General features: G+C 35.4%; 22 protein-coding genes and 1 pseudogene. 7 read left to right on the forward strand and 16 right to left on the reverse strand.

Annotated elements, in window-relative coordinates; translation table 11 throughout:
- Positions 1 to 55 precede the first annotated feature (55 nt).
- Both IGL13_RS07900 and IGL13_RS07905 read left to right on the forward strand, forming a co-directional pair.
- A complete protein-coding gene (locus IGL13_RS07900) occupies positions 56 to 412 on the forward strand; it encodes a hypothetical protein (protein WP_002378424.1) in 357 nt (118 codons plus the stop codon).
- Between the two features lie 33 nt (positions 413 to 445).
- On the forward strand, positions 446 to 607 hold the full coding sequence (locus tag IGL13_RS07905; RefSeq protein WP_002357133.1) for a hypothetical protein: 162 nt from the start codon (positions 446 to 448) through the stop codon (positions 605 to 607).
- A gap of 240 nt (positions 608 to 847) precedes the next feature.
- On the opposite strand, the gene IGL13_RS07910 is transcribed toward IGL13_RS07905, so the two are convergent.
- The 4 genes from IGL13_RS07910 to IGL13_RS07925 form a co-directional block, all read right to left on the reverse strand.
- Positions 848 to 1,288 carry a hypothetical protein gene (locus IGL13_RS07910; RefSeq protein WP_002385841.1) on the reverse strand — a complete coding sequence of 147 codons (441 nt, stop codon included), beginning with the start codon at positions 1,286 to 1,288 and terminating at the stop codon, positions 848 to 850.
- Positions 1,289 to 1,357: 69 nt separating this feature from the next.
- Positions 1,358 to 1,894 carry a GNAT family N-acetyltransferase gene (locus tag IGL13_RS07915; protein WP_002378426.1) on the reverse strand — a complete coding sequence of 179 codons (537 nt, stop codon included), beginning with the start codon at positions 1,892 to 1,894 and terminating at the stop codon, positions 1,358 to 1,360.
- A 69-nt stretch (positions 1,895 to 1,963) separates the two neighbouring features.
- Positions 1,964 to 4,669: a cation-translocating P-type ATPase gene (locus IGL13_RS07920; RefSeq protein ID WP_002377094.1), complete on the reverse strand. Its 2,706-nt coding sequence runs from the start codon at positions 4,667 to 4,669 to the stop codon at positions 1,964 to 1,966.
- Positions 4,670 to 4,986: 317 nt separating this feature from the next.
- Complete coding sequence (locus IGL13_RS07925; RefSeq protein ID WP_002378427.1) at positions 4,987 to 5,637, reverse strand: YczE/YyaS/YitT family protein; 651 nt, start codon at positions 5,635 to 5,637, stop codon at positions 4,987 to 4,989.
- 88 nt (positions 5,638 to 5,725) lie between these two features.
- Between IGL13_RS07925 and yeiL the strand changes: the two genes are divergently transcribed.
- From yeiL to IGL13_RS07940, 3 genes are all read left to right on the forward strand, one after another.
- Complete coding sequence (gene yeiL, locus IGL13_RS07930) at positions 5,726 to 6,391, forward strand: transcriptional regulator YeiL (RefSeq protein WP_002357123.1); 666 nt, start codon at positions 5,726 to 5,728, stop codon at positions 6,389 to 6,391.
- 71 nt (positions 6,392 to 6,462) lie between these two features.
- The gene (locus tag IGL13_RS07935) at positions 6,463 to 6,858 is read left to right on the forward strand and encodes a DUF3224 domain-containing protein (RefSeq protein WP_002378428.1); all 396 of its coding nucleotides are present in this window, start codon (positions 6,463 to 6,465) and stop codon (positions 6,856 to 6,858) included.
- A 109-nt stretch (positions 6,859 to 6,967) separates the two neighbouring features.
- Entirely contained in the window at positions 6,968 to 8,149 is a 1,182-nt protein-coding gene (locus tag IGL13_RS07940) for a multidrug effflux MFS transporter (protein ID WP_002378429.1), read from the forward strand.
- A gap of 36 nt (positions 8,150 to 8,185) precedes the next feature.
- On the opposite strand, the gene IGL13_RS07945 is transcribed toward IGL13_RS07940, so the two are convergent.
- Complete coding sequence (locus tag IGL13_RS07945) at positions 8,186 to 10,021, reverse strand: LTA synthase family protein (RefSeq protein WP_002378430.1); 1,836 nt, start codon at positions 10,019 to 10,021, stop codon at positions 8,186 to 8,188.
- Positions 10,022 to 10,229: 208 nt separating this feature from the next.
- On the opposite strand from IGL13_RS07945, the gene IGL13_RS07950 reads away from it, so the two are divergent.
- Positions 10,230 to 10,379: a hypothetical protein gene (locus tag IGL13_RS07950; RefSeq protein WP_002357118.1), complete on the forward strand. Its 150-nt coding sequence runs from the start codon at positions 10,230 to 10,232 to the stop codon at positions 10,377 to 10,379.
- Between the two features lie 150 nt (positions 10,380 to 10,529).
- The gene (locus IGL13_RS07955; protein ID WP_002357112.1) at positions 10,530 to 10,880 is read left to right on the forward strand and encodes an iron chaperone; all 351 of its coding nucleotides are present in this window, start codon (positions 10,530 to 10,532) and stop codon (positions 10,878 to 10,880) included.
- Positions 10,881 to 10,890: 10 nt separating this feature from the next.
- On the opposite strand, the gene IGL13_RS07960 is transcribed toward IGL13_RS07955, so the two are convergent.
- From IGL13_RS07960 to IGL13_RS08010, 11 genes and pseudogenes are all read right to left on the reverse strand, one after another.
- Positions 10,891 to 11,241 (reverse strand): DUF2200 domain-containing protein, encoded by a 351-nt coding sequence (locus IGL13_RS07960; protein WP_002360043.1) that lies wholly within the window; start codon positions 11,239 to 11,241, stop codon positions 10,891 to 10,893.
- Between the two features lie 73 nt (positions 11,242 to 11,314).
- Positions 11,315 to 12,319, reverse strand: coding sequence for an SIS domain-containing protein (locus tag IGL13_RS07965; protein WP_002357110.1), 1,005 nt, complete (start codon positions 12,317 to 12,319; stop codon positions 11,315 to 11,317).
- On the reverse strand, positions 12,313 to 13,389 hold the full coding sequence (locus IGL13_RS07970) for an SIS domain-containing protein (RefSeq protein WP_002401796.1): 1,077 nt from the start codon (positions 13,387 to 13,389) through the stop codon (positions 12,313 to 12,315). Before IGL13_RS07970 ends, IGL13_RS07965 begins: the two co-directional genes overlap by 7 nt.
- Positions 13,390 to 13,399: 10 nt before the next feature.
- Positions 13,400 to 14,233 (reverse strand): PTS system mannose/fructose/sorbose family transporter subunit IID, encoded by an 834-nt coding sequence (locus IGL13_RS07975; protein ID WP_002401797.1) that lies wholly within the window; start codon positions 14,231 to 14,233, stop codon positions 13,400 to 13,402.
- Complete coding sequence (locus tag IGL13_RS07980; protein ID WP_002357107.1) at positions 14,214 to 15,005, reverse strand: PTS mannose/fructose/sorbose/N-acetylgalactosamine transporter subunit IIC; 792 nt, start codon at positions 15,003 to 15,005, stop codon at positions 14,214 to 14,216. Before IGL13_RS07980 ends, IGL13_RS07975 begins: the two co-directional genes overlap by 20 nt.
- A gap of 15 nt (positions 15,006 to 15,020) precedes the next feature.
- Positions 15,021 to 15,491 (reverse strand): PTS sugar transporter subunit IIB, encoded by a 471-nt coding sequence (locus IGL13_RS07985; protein WP_002357106.1) that lies wholly within the window; start codon positions 15,489 to 15,491, stop codon positions 15,021 to 15,023.
- Positions 15,492 to 15,502: 11 nt separating this feature from the next.
- Positions 15,503 to 15,922, reverse strand: coding sequence for a PTS sugar transporter subunit IIA (locus IGL13_RS07990; RefSeq protein WP_002389037.1), 420 nt, complete (start codon positions 15,920 to 15,922; stop codon positions 15,503 to 15,505).
- A 71-nt stretch (positions 15,923 to 15,993) separates the two neighbouring features.
- Entirely contained in the window at positions 15,994 to 18,765 is a 2,772-nt protein-coding gene (locus IGL13_RS07995; RefSeq protein WP_002378433.1) for a sigma 54-interacting transcriptional regulator, read from the reverse strand.
- A gap of 143 nt (positions 18,766 to 18,908) precedes the next feature.
- Positions 18,909 to 19,124: a hypothetical protein gene (locus IGL13_RS08000; RefSeq protein ID WP_033602090.1), complete on the reverse strand. Its 216-nt coding sequence runs from the start codon at positions 19,122 to 19,124 to the stop codon at positions 18,909 to 18,911.
- Positions 19,125 to 19,345: 221 nt separating this feature from the next.
- Positions 19,346 to 20,983, reverse strand: a complete 1,638-nt coding sequence (locus IGL13_RS08005; protein WP_002362044.1) for a DUF6119 family protein — start codon at positions 20,981 to 20,983, stop codon at positions 19,346 to 19,348.
- A gap of 70 nt (positions 20,984 to 21,053) precedes the next feature.
- Positions 21,054 to 21,137: pseudogene (locus IGL13_RS08010) on the reverse strand (toll/interleukin-1 receptor domain-containing protein); the annotation flags it as partial.
- Positions 21,138 to 21,395: the final 258 nt, after the last annotated feature.

The raw sequence follows: 21,395 nt of genomic DNA on the forward strand, positions 1-21,395 counted from the left end.
AGCACTTTCATTTTCATTTATAATAAATGTTACTACTGTTTGAGGAGGAGTTTTCATGTCTGCAACAAAAGAGCAATTGGAACTATTTTTATTTTATTTATCTGAAACCCATACAAAAAGTTTATCTTTACATGACTTAGTTACAAGTCGACCACGCCCAGAGGAAGCGCGTATTTTATTAAATATTAACGAGGTTTTCACTTACTACCATAGCGCTCGTGTTCTCTACACAAGTGTTCCTGCTCTTGAAAACAACAAGTCTGAGCCTTTTTTCCAAGCCTTCGAAAATTTTTATTTTGAATTAAAACAACATTTTTTCAATGAAGAAGATGAAAACAATCAATTGAATGAACGTCTAGAGGAAATGAAAATTGCCTTTGAACAATTGACGGATGACTACAATGTTCTATAATAGAAGAGAACAATTCGTTGAGAAGGGGTCCTTATGAAGCAAGAAGAAGTGATTGAACGTTTAAAAGAAGAACTAAATTTGCCATTTTTTAATGGTACGCTAGAAGAAAAGAACTATTCTGAAGCAGATTATCAACAAATCAAGAAAGAGTTAATTCAATACTTTGATGATTATGTGCGAAATGTTGAAAATTAACAAGCTAAAACAACCTTTGATTTTAATAAAATCAAAGGTTGTTTTATTATTAAATAAAAAAATAACAAAAAAACCACCGGCAGTTTTGCCGATGGAAAAGGAGTATTTACTCAATAAGAGTAAAATGAAAAATAAAAAGGTTGTTGTTGGTATGAATTAATAATACAATACACTTTCTCTTTTGTCCATAAAAAAGACATGAAAAAAATATTAAATTCGTTAGTTATTTTTATTAGTTTTTTATTTTTTCAAAAGAATGTTGCTCATCCGCGTAATGGCAAAGGTTAATTCATCCGTTGCTTGATCCTGCTTTTCCTCTGAAGCATTAAATAAATCTGCATCAATACCTGTTTCTGGATCTGTTGCTAAAATCATTTCATTGCATCCTGCTACATATTCTGTATAAGCATGTTGAAATTTTTTGTGAATGCCAAGTACTTGTGGCGTCGGTTTTAATGTTCCGACTTTTTTGAGCATTAATTCATATTTTTCAGTACCTTCTTTAAATTTTGCTTGAATTTCTGCAATTCGTTCGGCTGTTAAATCATTCACTTTATTCTTATCGATCGCTTGACGAACTTCTTCGTAATATGGATTCATGACTTCGCCAATGTCTTCTGTTGTTTTAACGATATCATTAATTGTTTGAACGTAAAATCCTAAATTTGGTCTCATAACCATCCCTCTTTTCCCTTTTCTCTTTCACTCCATTTTACACTTTTTCTATTCCATCTGACAAGTGGCACTTTTTCAGTCTTCATTCTTTTGATTTTTAACAGAGAAAACATAGTGAGGCATCGTTTTGCCACGGTATGTTTTAATGTATCGATCCCTAACAAGCATCTGGTTTCGAATAGCGACATTCATAGAGGCTAAGTTCGTATCACGAATCGTTGAAATAACTTCTGGAAAATTTAATACATCGAATGCGTACTGTTTTGTCGCTGCGGCAGCTTCAATCGCATACCCTTTGTGCCATTCTTTCCCACATAAATGATAACCAATTTCTGGATAGCTCTTACCTTTTACTAATTGATTGGTGAGACCACACTCGCCGATAACTTCACCTGTTTGTTTCTTCTCTAACGCCCATAAGCCGTAGCCGTATTCTTGATAGGACTGTAAGTTCCACTTTAGCCAGTTTGCGACCTCTTCATCAGAAAAAGCGTGTTCATAGGCATACATCACATTTTCATCTTGCAAAAATTTTTTCAATTCCATTTCATCTTCCGACTGCCATTCTCTGACAATAAGTCGTTGTGTTTCGAAAATAATTTTCCGTTTCAAGCCCTTTCACTCCTTACATAAAGAAAAATTGACTGATTTAAGTACCAGCCAATTTTCTTTTCTTATTTATTAAGCACCTTTACCTGCTTTACGTTGGAAGAACTTCACAATTTCCACAATTGGGATGATAGCAAAAGAAGTACCTGCTACAATTGCCCATTGATATGCATCTAAATGTGTAACGCTGAATAAATCATTAAATCCTGGAATAACAATCGTTGCAGCTAATAGCAAGAACGAAACAAGAATCCCATAGTTAAATGATTTGTTGCGGAATAAGCCAACTTTGAAAATTGATTGATAAATCGACTTCACATTAAAGGCATGGAACAATTGAATTAATCCCAAAGTAGCAAAGGCCATGGTTAAAGCATCGCCGTGTTGTAAATCATACAACGCTTGCGCCGATAAGTTTGTGTTAGCTGCGGTATGTGCTGGGAACATAATTGACATTTTATACACAATCAAAGTCAATGCCCCTTGCGTAATCCCTTGATAAACAACACTGCTTAAAACGCCGCCAGAGAAGAAGTTCGATTTTTTACCACGAGGTTCATGGCTCATCACATCACGTTCTGCTGGTTCCACACCTAACGCAATCGCTGGGAAAGTATCTGTTACTAAGTTAATCCACAATAAGTGAACAGGTAACAAGGTATCCCAATTGAGCATTGTTGCAATAAACAAGGTTAATACTTCCCCTAAGTTAGCTGAAAGTAAATATTGAATCGTTTTTTGGATATTTGAGAAGACTTTACGTCCTTCTTCTACCGCTACAATAATTGTTGAAAAGTTATCATCGGCAAGGACCATATCTGAAGCACCTTTTGATACTTCTGTTCCGGTAATTCCCATACCAATCCCGATGTCAGCAGCTTTTAAGGCTGGGGCATCATTTACGCCATCACCAGTCATAGCAACCACTTTTCCTTCTTGTTGCCACGCTTTAACAATCCGAACCTTGTGTTCTGGTGAAACACGAGCATAGACAGAGTAGTGTCCCACGACTTGTGCGAATTTTTCATCTGACAATTCATTTAATTCAGCGCCTGTAATGACTGCATCGTCGTCACCTTCTTTGATGATGCCTAAACGTGCCGCAATTGCTTCTGCTGTATCACGGTGGTCACCCGTAATCATAATTGGACGAATACCCGCTTCTTTCGCGACTTTTACAGCATCTGCAGCTTCTTTTCTTTCTGGGTCAATCATACCGACTAAACCAGCAAATGTTAAATCTTTTTCCACAAGTTCAGAACTCATTTCGGCTGGAATCGTCTCAACATATTTATAAGCCATTCCTAAAACACGTAAGGCTTGTTTCGCTAATGAGGTGTTTGTTTTCAAAATTTCTTGACGTTTTGTTTCATCTAATGGACTTGTTTCTCCATTTGATAAGATTTCCGTACAACGTTTCAATAATTCATCTGGTGCACCTTTGACAGAAACTAGGAAGCCACCTGTTTTTAATTCATGAACTGTAGTCATTAATTTACGATCAGAGTCAAAAGGAATCTCTGCCACACGAGGTTCAGCTGCTACTTTTTCGGTTACGTTAAACGCATGATCTAAACCAAATTGTACTAAGGCAGTTTCTGTTGGGTCACCAATTAATGAACCATCTTGAGCGATTTTTGTATCATTCGTAAAGTTCATGATTTTTAAAGCCATATTATCAGCAGGGATTTCTGTGGAAGCAGATAAAACTTGACCATCTGTATACAACGCTTCAACGGTCATTTGATTTAAGGTTAACGTACCTGTTTTATCTGAACAGATAATGTCTGTACTTCCTAATGTTTCAACGGCTGGTAACTTACGGACAATCGCATTTTTCTTGGCCATTTTTTGGGTACCTAAAGCCAAAATAATTGTGACAATCGCTGGTAATCCTTCTGGAATTGCCGCTACAGCTAACGAAATTGACGTTAATAACATGTCAATCCATGAACGACCATTCATCATTCCTACCACAAACATCACCGCTGCAATGACTAAAATGGCAATTGTTAACATTTTACCCAATTGGTTTAAGTTTTGTTTTAAAGGCGTTTCCGTTTCTTGTTCGCTCGCTAGCATGCCAGCAATTTTACCGACTTCTGTATTCATTCCTGTGCCAACCACAACGCCAAGACCACGTCCATACGTCACATTACTATTGGAATAAGCCATATTGATTCGGTCACCGATACCAATATCGGTTCCCTCTAAGATGGTTACTTCTTTTTCAACTGGAACAGATTCACCGGTTAACGCTGCTTCTTCAATTTTTAAGCTATTCGCTTCCAATAAACGTAAATCGGCTGGAACGACATCCCCTGCTTCTAATAAAACAATGTCACCTGGCACTAATTCATCACTTTTAACAGTAATGACGTGTCCATCACGGCGAACATTCGCATTTGGTGAAGACATTTCTTTTAATGCTTCAATGGCTTGTTCCGCTTTAGCTTCTTGGATGACCCCAAAGATGGCGTTCAAGATAACAACCACTAAGATGATAATCGAGTCTACCACATCATGGGAAAAGACGGCTGAAATGACCGCTGCCGCTAATAAAACAATAATCATAAAATCTTTGAATTGCTCAAAGAATTTCACGGCAAGTGATTTTTTCTTCCCTTCATCTAGCACATTTTCCCCGTACGTTTCTAAACGCTTTTGAGCCTCCTGTGCACTTAATCCATCAGTTGTTGTGTTCATTTTCTCCAAAACAACTGTGTCGTCTTGTGCGTAAAACGCTTCAGACAATTGTGTTTTCTTTTCTTCTGACATGTTCTTCCTCCTCTATTTTTTGCAGCATCCTTCAAGTACTATTTTACATTTCATCAAAAATAAATGAAAAAAAATAGACTTGTGTATGCTACTTCGTCGAACATACATAAGTCTCACCGTTTAAGACAACACCAGAAATTGCTTTCGGAGTTGGTGATGTTGTCACAGCATAAATACTGTCAGTTACTCCCTCATGAAAAAACTATTTAACATTGATTGGAGAACCAATGTTATGAATAATTACTTAATTAGTATACCGTTTTCCACTCTTTTTTTCAAATAAAAGTTCTGCTCATTTGAAAAAAACTGAAATCCTTTCATTCGGATTCCAGTTTCTTGATTTGTATTCGTAAAATACGCTGTTGTCCCCGCTTTCTCGACCAACTAATAACCCAAGAAAGTAAGAAAAGACTAATCACGGTTCCTTCACGAACAAAAATCGGCAAATGATAACTAATGGACAATCCTAGTGCTAAATTGACACAAAAAATATCAACTAAATAACGATAAAACTGAAAACTATAGCGCGTTCTTTCAGAAATAAGTGTACAAAATTTTTCAATGGGAAATTGCAAAACACCTAGCGCAACTACCTGTCCTGTCCCAATTCCTGCTATGATTGTCCCTAAAATAAATAGAACAATTTTAACCAAATAATTTTGAAAAACAAGCGAACCAAATAATTGATATAAGAAAAAATTAATGACAAAACCAAAGCCAATTAACGCCACCAAAATAATCAAATAGTCCTGAATTTTACGCTGCTGATCTAACAACCAACACGTGCCTAAAAAAGCTAAATTGATAGCTGTGGTAACAGTTCCGACTTTTAAATGTGTAAGTGTTGCAAAGGTCACATTAAACGCATTAAAACTGCTAACCCCGATGCCTGCTTGAATTGTCAAACTGATCCCCAATGCACTAATTAAATAAAAAAGAAACGATAGTACAATTTTTTTCTTCCACATTATAAAAACTCCTCTACTCTTGATACGTCTATTATGTGCTACAATAGAAGAAACAAATAGGAGATATCTCCTATTATAAGGAGAAAAAATGCTTAAAACAGCCTACCAACAATCACCGAAACAAGAATTAGCTAAAAATACGCCTTTTTTTAATGAAACTGATTTAAAACACAGTTTTATTATCGATTTTGAAAATCAAGAATTCATTCATCATCAAGCAGAGCCATTAAATTATCTTTTTTATTTAATCAAAGGAAAAGCGAAAATTTTAAAAACAGAACGCAATGGTCGCCAATCCATTGTTCAGTTTTTAACGACAGGTGATTTAATTGGCGATTTAACATTAGTTCAAGCGGAAACGATAACCAAGGACGTTATCGCCTTAGGTGAAACCTGTTGTTTGGCTGTACCTTTAGCTTACGCAGAAACTGTTTTAAAAAACAAGGTACTTTTTATGCAGCAACTCAGCCATTATCTAGGGAAAAAAATGCTCCAACGGGTGGACCACTTTACAACGAATCAGACCTATGAACTAAGTTATCGGCTAGCGGAATTGCTATTGGTTGCCGCTAATCACGAAGATGTTTATAAAGAAAAGCATACTGAGATTGCCGAATACTTAGGGGTTAGTTATCGCCATCTTATTTATACTTTCAAACAATTTCGAGAGCGCGGCTTTATTCAAAAACAAGGAACTGCTTATCACATCAACCGCTTAGCGTTACATTCTTTTGTGCAAAAAATGAAGAGTTAAAGTGGTGGATTGTTGACAAATAGTGCGCTTCCCGCTACCCTATTCTTATTAATAAGAAAGAAGGGACAGCAATGGAGCAAGCATCATTTACTGTATCTAGTTGGCAAGAACAACCGATTGACAATCTTAATGAAAATTTCCCAGTGAATCAAGCGAGCGCTACTTATCAATTGTCAGGCGCCTTATCTGGGACAGCTTCTGTAGAATACTTAATGACTTATCAAGGCTCTTCAATGGCAGATGGGCTTGAAGCTGTGGCTCAAGTGGTCGGTTTCCTACATTTCGAAGGAACTTATTTAGGAAAAAAAGGCACCTTTACTGCTTGCGAAAAAGGGACGTTTACACAGGGTCTTTTAGACTGCCCAGGTGAACTATTTCAAGCATCAGGTGAGCTTTCCGGTTTATCTGGTCGCTACACTTATGAATTTAGTCAAGAAGAAGCGCTTCTTCATTTAGACTTTGTATAATAAAAAATTTCAAGGAAAGTTGGTGACATTATTTTACTTATTTTAAATTTGGCGGTTGTAAAAGACAATGGGTGTTTTTGATTAGATTAAACTTTTAAGGAGAAAAATCATGAAAAACACCCGAAACACCGTCCCATCATTACTAATTATTATTTTGCTTGTGGGATTTCCACAAATCAGCGAGTCGATTTTCACACCCATTTTGCCAGCGCTTAGTTCTGCTTTTAACATTCACGATAGCGTAGCACAATTAACCATGAGTATTTATTTTGTTGCCTTTGCCGTTGGCGTTTTATTCTGGGGAATTTTATCCGATACGATTGGACGTCGCCCAGCTATGTTATTAGGAATTTTATGCTATTTAATTGGAAATATTGGCCTTTTTTTGAGTCCGACATTTCCTTGGCTGTTATTCTTCCGTTTAATTCAAGCATTTGGTGCAAGCGTTGGTTCTGTCATTACCCAATCAATGATGCGGGAAAGCTTTAACGATCTTCAAAGAGGGAAAATTTTTGCTCAAACAAGCGCTGCCCTATCGCTATCTCCTGCCATCGGACCCTTAGTCGGCGGACTTGTTCAAACCTATTTTGGCTATCAGCATGTCTTTAGCACCTTAATTGTCATGGCTGTTCTATTACTTTTCTATAGTTTTTATCGTTTACCAGAAACCTTTCACTTAGGAAATACTTTAACGAAAGCACCTTTTTGGTCCGTGGCGAAACGCCTTTCCTTCGACTCGAAAGTTTGGTGCTACGGCTTATTGATTGGGGGCATTAATGGTTTATTGTTTAGCTACTATGCAGAAGCTCCGTTTATTTTCATCAATCACTTTGGCTTTAGCAGTGTCCAATATGGCTTTCTTGGTTTAGTTTTAGCTGTGTCTAATATTCTTGCTGCAGTTCTTATCAATTGGTTGCTAGGATATTGGTCAGCGGAAAAAATTGCCTTTGCTGGTTTGCTGCTAAGTATCTTTGCGGCTTGCTGTTTATTAATAATGACACAATTTGAAACAATCATTGGTCTTATTTTGTTTATTTTTCTCTTTTTCTTAGGGATTAATATTACTTTGCCCAATGCCTTAAGTATGGCCTTAAAAGGCTATGAATCTGTAATTGGTACTGCCAGTGGAATTTTTAGTTTTGTCTATTACTTGTTTGTTAGTTTCTTTACCTATTTGATTAGTTACTTTCACAATGGTACCATTTGGGTCTTGCCGCTTTACTTTTTAAGTTTTGCTTGCCTGTTAGCTTTCAGCTATTATGTCATTGTTTATCGTAAAACTTTAAAATAAAAATCAAAAAACACACGAATATTTCGTGTGTTTTTTTTAGCTAAAAAATTGATTTTCTAAACTATATTGCTTCCCTGAAACAATGTCATATTGAATCAGTCGGTATTCCTCATATAGTTGTTCTTGCTTTTTATTCATTTCTACTGTTTTTTTCCATTCCCCACCGAGATAGTAATTCCCCTTTTCAAAAGCAGGCAATTGTTCTTGTACCTCATTTAGCATAGCGTAAAATCCCGATTGCGGTAAGCCGCTTTGTTGGAACAGTGAGGGAGCAAAATAAAATGGACTAATAGTTGCTTGATGCTGATTTTTTTCTGTTAACTGATTCGCCGTATCATACATTAGAAATTCGGTCTGGTGAAGGGCTGCCCCTTCATTCAACGCTTGAATGTTTTCATCATAAATACTTGGTAAGTGATCTCCCCAAAAAACGACTAATGTGCGTTTGGGCATTTTTTCGATTTCTTGTAGGAAATTTTTCAAAGCTTCGCTACTGTAGGCAATATCTTGCAAGTAATTATTGAGCGCGACTTGATTGCCGTTTCCTTGAGAAAAATAATTGGACGTTGTGTATTTATTTTCATAGGGCATATGTGTTTGCATAGTAACTAAATGAATGAATTGCGGTTGCTCTTTTTCTTTAAGCAGTGTCGTCACTTCCTGATACGCTGCTTGATCTGAAATGTAAGGATTATTTTCTAGTTTATCCGTATAGTTCATTGTTTTTTCATTGATAAATTGATCAAAACCTAAAATTTTATACACATCTTTTCGTTTATACATAGATGTATTGTACGGATGAATAGCCGTTGTTTGGTACTTTTGTTCCTTAAGTAATGAAACAATGGAAGGCAATTCCGTCATCTTAGGAATCATCATTGTATAAGGTGTAGTCATTTGGGCATTCATTAATTCCATCGAAAAACTTGTTAAGGCTTCAAATTCAATATTCGCAGTTCCGCCCCCGTAGTTTTGTGAAAGCATCTGGCCACTGTAAGTTTTATCAGCGATTTGCTGATAATCAGCTAAAGGATTACCAATAATGGACAAACCTTTCAGATGATCTGGATTTGAAAAACTTTCACTCATGACAAACACAATATTTGGTTGCTCATTGCTCGGCACTGTTTTCGTCTCGGCCAACTTTTGATACTTCTGAGTAATTTCTGAAATAGCTTCTTTTGAATAACCCTTTGGTTGGTCCATAGCCTCTACTTTTAAATTATATAGAAAACCACCAATAAATCCTGTATTGTAGTAATTCATTTTTTGGCTGTAAGGAATCCATAACGCGGTTTTATTATAGGCTTTACGTAACAAATTTTGCGGATTGTTAAAATCACCAATATATGAAAATAGACCAATCGAAAGAACAAGACTTAACACACGAATCGTTTGTTTTTTCTTCGATAAAAAGAAACTTTTATAAAAGGCTTTTCCTAAGAAAAAAAGTGCTACACAACCTAACGCTACCACAAAAACAAACGGCCATAAACCAACCATTTCTTTTAATAAACTAACTTCTGTGATCATTTTTAAGTCGTCTGGGTAAATAGGTTCGACACGATAAAACATCTTTTGATAGTCCGCAAATCCTAAAACACCTATTATGACACTATATAAAAGAGCGCCAACTCCTAATGAACCTGCCAAACTACATAAAAAAAGTAAAAAAACGCTTAGCACAAAACAACCTAAGAAAAACTTTTCCGTATGCCACGAAAAAGCAAACTTGAAGGCTAAATCAACAGACAAGTTATTCTGACACCATTGCAAATATAAATTACTAAAAATAATTAATAAGATGAACCCGATTCCATACAAAAGGTAGCGGTAAGGCCATCGTCTAAATTTCTCAACTCTCTTTTTCACATCGATCTCCTATTCAAAAACTAGTAATGTATTTATTTTATGCTTCTTGAAAAAGAATGTAAAGAAGTAGCTAGCAAAGAAGTCTAAGGAATGGTAAAGAAAAAATGTTATTTGTTGCAAAAATAATTTTCCAGTGGTATAGTAACAATGGAATTTCGTTATCAGTTATCGTCGCCTTTTTAGAGTACTTTATGAAAGGAGAATAACTATGACTTACAAAGTAAAAAACATTCAATACCGTATTCAATTAGACACAGACAAAAATATTTTCATTGTTTTTGATGCAAAAAATGAAAGTAAAACAGCAACTGGTCACACAATTGAAGAAGCAATTGCACACTTAAAACAATTAAACTAAGGAGTGACAAACATTTCCATGCAAGACCCTTTAGGTAGTTATTTAAGCTAAAAGCCGTTTAGTAAAGAAAAAATACTAGACGGTTTTTTTGTATCTTCTTCGCCTTTTATTTTTTACATAGTATACTGAAACAAACGGAGGTGTTTTTATATGACCATCATTGCAAACTATATTCGCCAGCAACCCCAACATCAAACACAGTTAACAGAAATCTACCAAGCAATTTTAGCGGTTGTTCCTCAGGAGACTACTGAAAAAATCGCTTATGGAATGCCGACCTTTTACTTAAATGGCAATTTAGTGCATTTTGCGGCGGCCAAGCAACATTTAGGTTTCTATCCTACGCCATCAGCCATCCAACGTTTCAGCAAAGAATTACGCCCTTTTAAAACCTCGAAAGGTGCCATTCAATTTCCCTACACGCAAGAGTTACCTCTTTCATTAATACAGGAAATAGTTAAATTCCGTGTACAAGAGAACATGAAAACAGGGTCTCATTGAGACCCTGTTTTCATGTTCTTAAAATTTTTTCCATCGCTTTTCCCTTGGCCAACTCGTCGATTAACTTATCTAGGTAACGGATTTTTTGCATTAAAGGATCTTCAATTTCTTCCACGCGATAGCCACAAATTACGCCTTTGATCAATTGGGCATTTTCATTAAAATTGGGTGCTTCTTCAAAAAATGTTTCCATCGTTACTTTTTGAGCCAATTGTTGTTGCAAGCCTTTTTCATCATAACCAGTTAACCAATAAATAATTTCGTCAACCTCCGCTTGCGTTCGATTTTTACGTTCTGCTTTTTGGATATATAGCGGGTAAACACTGGCAAAGGTCATTGTATAGATTTTCGGTTTTGTCATTGGTTTTCCTACTTTCTGAAGTATTCTCTCTTCAGTCTACCACAGGATTGCTGGAAAAAGAGGCTATTTTGTCTCAGTAATCAAATTGACGATAATAACGACGAATCTCTAATGGGTGACAATTCAATTTTTCTACATGCGCATCAATGCGTTGCGTTACCGCATGCATTAGGAGAAATGAAATAACTCGGCCACGATATTTTTCACTAATTCCTGGAAGTTCATACGCTTTCGAATCAATAATTGTATAATTGGCACAGATTTTCGGCAATAATTTTGCTACTCGTTCTGCCAACGGTCGCTGCTCGTCTTCTCCAATAAACAACGTTACTGGCGTAGTTTCATCTACAATTTCTAGCGTTCCATGTAAGAACTCTGCTGCATGAATTGATTTTGAGCGAAGCCAACTTTGCTCTTCCCAATAGCACATTGCATAAGAATAGACCGCTCCCCATTGGTTCCCTGCGCCAATAAAATAGTGAATGCTATCATGACGATGTTTTTCCGCAAAAGCTAAGCCAAACGCATCGGCACTTTTTTCGGCTTCAGCTAAACCTGTAGGCAAATATTCTTCCAATTCTTGGTAATAATTTTCGTAATCTGTAAATTCGTTGTTTTTTTGCATTAAACGATCAGCTACCATAAAGAACTTGATTTGCTCAGTTCCTGGAGCTGGATAAGTCACCACATAATCACATAAATCTGCTAAAAGACTGTCTTTTGCATCGATAAAACCAAATAACGTTGCGCCGACCTTTTTGATTTCTTGAACGGCTTGCACCACTTCTTGTGTTGTCCCAGTAACGGAAGACAAGATGACGAATGATTTTTCTGTTAAACGTTTATTGCCTGTTGTGTAATACTCAGCAGCATGTTGAACATAGATTGGTAAATTACTTTTTCCATTCGCATAAGTAACTGCTTGCATGGCTGAAGCATAAGTACCGCCGATTCCTAAATAATAAACCGCATCAAATCCTTTCGTCCAAACTTGATCAACAACTTTTTCAACATCTGAACGCAAGGCTAAGGCACCTCGTATGTCTTTGATTTGTTGTTCTTCATTAAATTTTAACATGGCTGATTTCCCTCTTTCTTTGCTATTTTACTTTTTAGGACACAATCAAAATCATCAAAAATCCGTTGAGATAAATCAATTCCTTTACTTGTAGCTACTTGATACGCCAAGTATTGAAATGGAATAACTAACAATAAAGGACTAATTTTTTCTTCGACATCACTTGCTAACTCTAACGTATTTGATGCCCTCGTTGAACGCGTTGTAATTGTGTAACATTGGCCAACATAACTGGCTAGATAGTTTCTCAAGGCTTGACTACGTGCTTGAATAGGACTTTGATTTTCAATAAAAAACAAAAGATGTGTAGTATCCGCTTCAAGATAAGGCCCATGCATATAGGCTTCGACTTCAAATCCTTGGGAAGGTAAGCGAACTGTTTCTGTAAACTTCGTCTCAAACTCTTTTGCCGTACCAATATTAGGTCCATAACCAATTGCGATAAATCGTGTCCCCTCTGTTAATTCTTTTTTCGTTTTTTGCCAAAATTGTTCGGTTTTATAAATCACCGAATCGATTTCCTGAATTGCTTTGGCAAGTTTTGCTAATTCTTCTTCAACCTCTACTTTTGTTAATTGATGCTTTTGATAGCCCAGTTTCAAACCAAATAGAAATAAATTTAAAAGTGTTGTCGTATAGCCTTTTGTGACAAAACCAACTGTTTCAAGCCCCATTTTTAAATCCAGGACTTCATCCACAACCTCCGTAATCGGGCTGGTGACATCACTTGTCAAGGCCACTGTTTTTACAGACGTTTGGTTTTTAATTTTTGCAATGGCATCAATTGTTGAAGCACTTTTACCACTTTGTGAAACCGCTACGACCAGATCAAACCGATCATCCACTTTGCCATAATGAGCAAAATTGAACGGCTCTTGGATTTCCACATAAATAGGCGCCACTTCTTCAAGGTAAACTTTAGCCGCCTGACAAGCGTTATGTGACGAGCCAGTTGCTAAAATTAGACAGTGCGTGACCTTTGAAACGTCTGTATCAGTTAATTGAAATTGGTTAAGAATCTGAGTTAGAGCTGCTTGCTCCTCATTTATATAATCCAGCATCGTTTTCATATTTTGCCTCCTAAAATATACCAATTAATGAGCCAAGAATTCCGACAATTGCCATGCCACCTAAAATCGCTAAAGGTTTTACTTCTTTTTTCAATAAATAAAAAACAAAACCAAAAGATGCAAGCGGTAATAATTTAGGCATGATATCGTCAAAGATACTTTGAACTGTGACTGCATTTTTGCCACTTCCGCTGATTGTAATCGGGATAGTTAAATCAATCATGGAGGCGGTCATAGCACCTACCACCATCAAGCCAATTATTGAAGCGCCTAATGTGAGACTTTCCATCATGCCATTTGCTTGAATCTTTTTGAGAAAACCAGTTCCTAATTTATAGCCCCAACGATTCAGTAAATAACGAACAATCACATGGGGGACGTTAAAAATGAGTAAAAATAGAATTGGCCCTAACACATTCCCTTGTAAAGCTAACGAAGTTCCAACACCTGTTGCAATCAAGCGTAAGGTTCCCCAGAAAAAGGAATCACCTAAACCAGCTAAAGGTCCCATTAACGAGGTTTTAATACTATCGATTGTTCCAACTTCAAAATTTTCGTCCAGAACATTTTCTTCTTCCATTGCAGCATTAATTCCTAAAATAAACGTCACGATATGCGGCGTAGTATTAAAGAAAGCAAGATGCCGTTTTAAAGCTGCCGCCATCTCTTCTTTTTGAGGATATAATTTCTTTAAAATAGGGATCATGGCATAGACATAAGCCATATTCATCTGACGTTCATAATTCCATGAAAATTCCATTTGAAATGAACGCCAAAAGACTTGATTAAGTTCTTTTTTTGTAATTAAGTTTTCTGTCTTAGTTTTAGAAGTCTTCGTCATCATCAATTACCTCCCCACTTGTTGTTTGTATTGTTTCATTCTTTCCTTTGGCATAATTCATGATATTCACAACAATTACTGCTGTAATGGCACCCAAAATTGCTACTCCTGTTACAGGTAACTTAAAGTAAGCCATTAAGACAAAGCCTAAAAAGAAATATGGCGCCACTTGTTTGTTAATCAGTAAGCGTGCAAGCATCGCAAATCCTAGCGCTGGAATAATCCCCGTTGCAACAGACAACCCATGTTGAATAAATTCAGGGATCAGATCAAGTAAGCCTTTAATGGTGTTGCTGCCCACGGCAAATGAAATAGTTACAATGAGCGCTAGCATGAACGATAAGCCAAAGCCTGCAAGTAAATGCATGCGCTCCACCCCTTTATATGCTCCTTCTTCAGCATACTGATCAGCTTTTTGACTCATGATTGGGATGAGCAAACCCAAATAAATATTTTTAAGAATCAACGTTAACGTTGCGATTGGCAAGCCTAAGACTAAGGCTGTTTCTGTTCCTGCGCCAGCAGTAATAGCAAACGCTGTACCAAGAATCCCACCAGTCACTACATCAGGTGGGATTGATGCGCCCACTGAAAAAGAACCGATGAAAGCTAACTCTAAGGTCGCGCCCATGATTACGCCCGTTTTAACATCACCTAATACAATTCCGACAAATAAACCGGTTACAATTGGTCTTGAAAGCAACGAGGTTCCTAAAGCATATTCCGACTGCGCAATAAAAGCGATGCAACCTAAAAGAATCGCTTGTCCTATCATTTGTATTTCTCCTTTCTACAAGACATTTAATGCTGCTACTTTTTTGTCATTTGGGACTTGTCGAATTTCAACTTCACAACCATTTGCGACCAATTCTTTAACCATTTTTTCTTCATCCGGCGTAATATTAATTGCTTTAGAAATGTTTCGAGTATTTTCCCTTACTTTCATCCCTCCTAAGTTAATTTCTTTTATTTCTGGATAAGCAGTAGCCAATCGATAAGCATCTTCCACACTCTCAACTACAATAAAAAGTTTGTATTTTTCTGTAACACCACTTTTTAGTGCGGCAATCGCATCTTCAATCGTTTTAATGACCAGTTTTACTCCTGCTGGCTTAGCTAGCTTAATGGTTGTTTTTCGAATATCATTTTTAGGTACGTCATCATTTGCGATTAAAATACAATCGGCGCCTAAGCCTTGGGTCCATGAAAAAGCCACTTGACCATGTAACAAGCGATGATCGACTCTTAACAATTTAATCATTTCATTTCCTCCTAAAATTCTTCTTCTAAAATTTCTTTACTAGATAACTCGTTACAATAACAAAGACTTTCTTGTCCGTTTTCAACGGCGCGTTTTACTAAATCAACTAATGAATCAACAGTATTTATTTGGGTATATATTTCAATTAACGTTGCTAAATTTAATCCTGAAATTAAATGCATTGCTTGTTTCCCCACATAATTAAAGAATTCGTTATTCACGCTTCCGCCAAATAGGTCTGTAATCACAATTAATTCATTTTGTTGATTGTTCTTTAAAATGTCTTTGACCGTCTTGGCTAAATCATAAGGTTGTTCCATATAAGCGCAAAGACATTCCACATTCTTTGTTTCACCACAAATTAAAGCTAATGATGTCTGAATCCCTGCAGCGAAATTACCATGTGTTGCCAGAATAATTTTACGTTCCATTTTCTTCACCTCACTTACTTCTTTATATAGCAAAAAGAGTGCCAAAAAAGTGGCACTCCCTCCTTTTTATTTTAAAAATCGCTTTCTGCGTTGTTAAACTCCGTTTTTCCAAACAACACATCATAGACATAAAAAAGCTCCGATTCAGGTATATTGACACTATAAACTTTTTCAATGACACTAAACGCCTCTTTTAACTCTTGCAAGACCGTTCTTTGACACTGCTTTAATTGTTCGGCGCCATTATAATTTTCAATAGGTTCATTCCGGATTAATCGTTCAATTAAACAACTGACATGGACATATACCGCCAATTTACGATCATTTTGAATCGTTTGTTGCCACCGCTCTTCTAATTGAATTAAAAAGACTTCTACTTGTCGAATAATTTTTTCTGTATCTAAAATCGTCACTGATTGAATGACCCGATCTAATGAAAAGTTACGAATCAACTCATGATTTACATAGGACAGCATATCTTTAGTTAATTCTCTCTTTGTCCATTCTAAAAGGGTCGTAATTCCTTTTCCTGCAATCAACTCTTCTAAAGAGATATACGGGAGGTCATTTGAAGACGGGTTGTTTGTACCGATGATGCCGACAATCTCATATTCTGGGAAACTTTCTTTGATCGACTCTGCATTACGTAATTGATTATATTCACAAGGAATAATCTTTAATTGTGCTTCCGCAGGTAAACTTTTTTCAAGTAAATCTCTAATTTTAACGGCTGTACCAATTCCGGTACTACACGTTGTTAAAATGACACGTTCCGTTTTATTTTCAGGTAATATGATTTCCCATTCATTTGGATGAACCGTTAACGCTTTTTGGGGCAATTCTTCAAAAGAAACTTCGTCTTTAATGGCTTCTCCTATAGACAGAGCCAAGCTTGTTGTCACATTATTCATTAATAAAAAAGGACCTTCTTCTTCTGCCGGAAAATACTGATAAATTTCTTTCAATGAACCCATATCAAAAAGAATTACTAAACCATTCCTCGTTTCTTGACGTTCCATATAGTGAATTAAGTGTTCGGAAATTTTTTTGGGAGTAACATCTAACGGCATGTCAAACGATTGAAAAATTGGCACATTTAACAGCCGATTTGCAACATTCGCAATACTACTTGCTGTGGCATATCCGTGGGCAACAATCACCGCTTTCGGATAGTGACTTTCCTTTACTGAACCCGAATAGTGAAGATAAATGGTGACAATAATTCGATCCATCTGGGATAGTTCAATATCTAATGAACGTTTCACTAAAGTTAACAGTTGTTCAGCGTAGCCATAACTAGTTGCTAATTTAGTTTGAACTTCTGTTAAAAGTTCGTCAATGACTGTTGTAGGTTCTTTTTCTGGAAACCAATCAATACATCTTCGTTGAAACAGATAGGTGCTTAATGCATAGACTAAACTGCCATTAAACCGAATTTGATAAGACGATTCAATCGTTTCCAATAATTGACGGATATTTTGCGTAATAAACAATAGCATTTCGTGATTTTTCTCTCGCTTCTTTTCAAATAATAAATCATCGAATAAGCGTTCAATTTCTTTCGAGATGTCGTTATTGGCAGTGGAAAGATGATGATGGTGAGAGACATAAAGACGAAGGATTCGTTCATAACTCTGGATAATTCTTCTTTGCGCAAGCTCTGTTTCCTCTAACAAACTAACCAGATTTGTTTGCTCATCTAAACGAATAGGCAATTCATTTTCATCAGGAGCTAGTCTGATCGATTGATCCAGAAATTCTTTCGGTAGATCGTGCAAAGTGATTGGAATAACACGTTTATCAAGATTGGCGGCAAAGCTGCGTGCAGTAATAATTTTTATATTATTTCTTAATTCACCTACATTGCCTACATAATGGTGATTTTCTAAAAGTTTGATAACTTGTGGCGTGATAGTAACTGCTTTTTGAATAGCTTGCTGTTCCTCATAAAATGCTCGCATAATTAATTGTTTTCTTTCCGCTTGAGTGCGTTCAGCAAGACTTGGGATTTTAATTTGAATAGGAATTCGTCTTAAAAATGTCGTTAAAAAGGTGCTAGAAATTTCTTCAGTTGTGGCAAAGCACAACCGACACGTAACAGGAATGGGCCGATTGGTTTCACCCATCCGATAAATGATACCCTGATCTAAAAATGTAAACAATTTTTCCTGCCCTTCAGGACTCAAACGATGAACTTCATCTAAAAATAAAACGCCCCCTTCTGCACTTTGAAAGGCCCCAATTTTATCGGAATCTGCTCCCGTAAAAGCGCCTTTAAGATGCCCAAATAATTGACTAGTTAAAAGCTCTGGATTGTTGGCATATTGCGCACAATTAACTGTCACAAAAGGTGCTGAATCGTCAAGTAGTTCTTTTGAAAGACAAAACTGATAATATAAGGATGCTAAAAAACTTTTACCCGTACCACTTTCACCTGTAATTAAGACAGGCAATCCACCGCCAGGATAAAGCGCTGCCATTTTTAATTGTTCGATGGTCTGAGCTAAACTACCGCGATAACCAATGACCGACTGAAAAAAATCACTTTTGCGATCAAAAACAGGCTGTTCATCGATCATTTCTTGGAAACTTTGATAAACAGTTCTTTTTAAAAGATAGTTTTGTTGTTGAAACGCTTCTTTATGAAAAAAGTAAACTGGTCGTGTATTGATCTTAACTAGAATCCCTTCTTCGTTTAACTGATTTAAATAGTGACTAGCTGTATTTCGTTTGATAGAAAATGTCGTTGCAATATTGCTTGCTGTGAAAATTTCACTGACTAAAGATGGTTCAAAAAAAGCTGTTTGATTGCGTAAATAATCAACAATTTGCGTTTTTAACATAAAATCACCTCTCATTTATCATAACGTACCTAAAAAAAACGTCAATATTCAAAATTTCTTTTGTTATTTTTCTTTATATAAGGAGCCCATTTTTTATGTTATTTAATCACAGGAACCTGATTCTATCATTGCAGAATAGGCTTTCATTCAGTATACTGTAAATAGAGGAACAAGAAACGAATTGGATAATTAGGCACTGAAAGAACGCACCACCGTTCTGAATGTTTCGAAACACACAACAGGTTATCGAAATGGCCCTTGGAGAAAAATTCCTTTTTCTCCGAGGTTAGCGATTGTGACATGTTGCAATCGTTTTTTGTCCTTAAAATGTTGAGAAAAAGAAAAAAGGCACTTTGTATGTCAGCACCACCTGACAAACAAAGCCCTTCATAGACAGCACAACCTATCTATTCCAGTTGCCTTTTTTGCTAGTTACACTAGCTAATTTTAGTGTACCCGATTTTCAGTGAAATTACTAGCATCTTTAAAATTTTTACTGAAACGATCAGCCTGTGCAATGAACTAGTTTTCTTCAGCGGCGGCAACCGCTGAGAAGCTTTTTCTCAAATTTTAAGTTGCTCTACTCTATCATATAGTTTATATAGATAACTGGCTTTTTAGAAGAATATAATACATGTTTTTTCCAATTGTCTAAATAATTTTTGAATAAAAACATTTTCAAATATGTTAAGTCTGGTATTCCTTTTTCTCGCTCAATCAACTTAGTCTTCTTGTCTAATACAAGCCACAAACCTATTTTTTCTACAGACGGTATATCTTTTACTAATCCTGAGCGAATAATGTCTAAAGAAGCAAGTGATTGAGTAACTACATAACTTAGCTTGGATGATGCATCACCGATTTTAACTGCAAATAATGTTTGCGTTTCTTTACAATATATATCTGCAATCTCAATGTCTTCATTATTAGATAGTTTGGTCAACTGACGATCATGATTCTCCAAATGTTCATTTTCTTCTGCTAGCAAGAGATTATAAACTCTTTCTTTATAGTATTTTCTTTTTATTGACTCTTTAATCTCTTTCTTTGTTTTGCCAGTAAAATCAGATCTATTTTTTTCTTCTTCATATTTCTTAGCACAAAAAGTTTCATGCCTTTTTTTAGAAAAATCATATTCAGGATTATAGATTACTGGAATTTCACTAAGTGAATCATTTAAATAATCTATATAGTCATTATTATAAGAATACCACTCACCATTTAGTAGTGTATAACGCTCTTCTTCATCTGTGTAATCTAATATTTTCTTTATCTCATATTTTTTTCTCTTGCCTTCAATTTCTTTACCTATAAAGATTTTAAAAATATCTTCGCCTATTAATTTGTTTTTTTCAATGAACATGCGTAAATCATTGATGTCAAATCCATCTAAAAAAACCGGTTTTCTATTTAAATAATGTACTGTATATTCCGTACTATAATCATTAAAACTCTCTATGTTTCCTATAATATCAAAATCTGAAAAATAAATAGGTGTTTCTCCATCAATTATTTTTTTTATTAATTTCCCATCTAATTTCTTAATAAGATTATCATCATTCTTGTCCAATTTCTTCAATAATGGAATTTTTATTTCTTCTTTCTCAGATGTAATGATTCTTTTTGCATAAAATACAAGCGCTAACATGTGTGTTAGACAGTCATTTTTCAACTCAACAGATAAAGCATCCCCAATTTCGATATTTTCTTTATATATTCCAAAATCTCTTGGTAATTTTTGGGTAGCTTTAACTTTTAAATAAGCTTCACCACTATCAAAATCAAAATATTTATTATCTTTAAAAGCATCGATCATCTTTACCTTAGAACTATGCGGCGCTGCTTTAGCTGTACGCTTTATTTCTTTGTAGTCTAACTTTCTCGCAAAACGAAAGGCAAATTCTTTATCTGCAAACTTATGAACACAATGATGCGCATGACTAAAAGAAAACGCATATAACTCATCATCCAAAGAAACTGTTAAAATTCCTTTGGGTGCTCCATAAGTTTTTAGATGTATTCCTTCTGTTAATTCATCAATTATCCATTGCCATTTTGGAGTTCCCTCTAAGTTATTTCGATCAATATATAACTGAATATGTACACTTTTTTGTCTATATTGACGAACTTCATTACTTTCCATTTTATATTCTAAATTAATTTGCTCAAAAAATTCTTCCTTTTTTTCAGTTAAAATTTTATATAAATTTACTTTCATTTTTAGGACCTCCTTTAAAATTATTTCAGGATTCTAAACAAAATGCAAAAGTAGCTTTACATTTATTTATTTTTTTCAATAATTGGATAAACGCATCCACATATTCTTGATCCTTTGAACTATGACTAATAAAAATCTTTTTCCCGTTACTCACTACTCAACATCCTCCAAGTTAAATTTGTGTTTTCATTTTTTTGTGAAATTCTATACTATTTCTTTAAGCGTACAGCGTTATCTGAAACCAGTCAATACTAAAATTATAAAATAACAATTATTTTGTTTTATTAAATTTTTATATAATGTTGTTTTGTTAATGTTTTGTTATTTTTAAACAAGTGATTATAGAGCGATGTACGACTGAAGTTATTTCTAATCTATTTTTTTCAATATTTTTATAAATATAAAAAAACAC

The sequence above is a fragment of the Enterococcus sp. DIV1937 genome (assembly GCF_050535975.1).
Taxonomy (GTDB): Bacteria; Bacillota; Bacilli; order Lactobacillales; family Enterococcaceae; genus Enterococcus; species Enterococcus faecalis.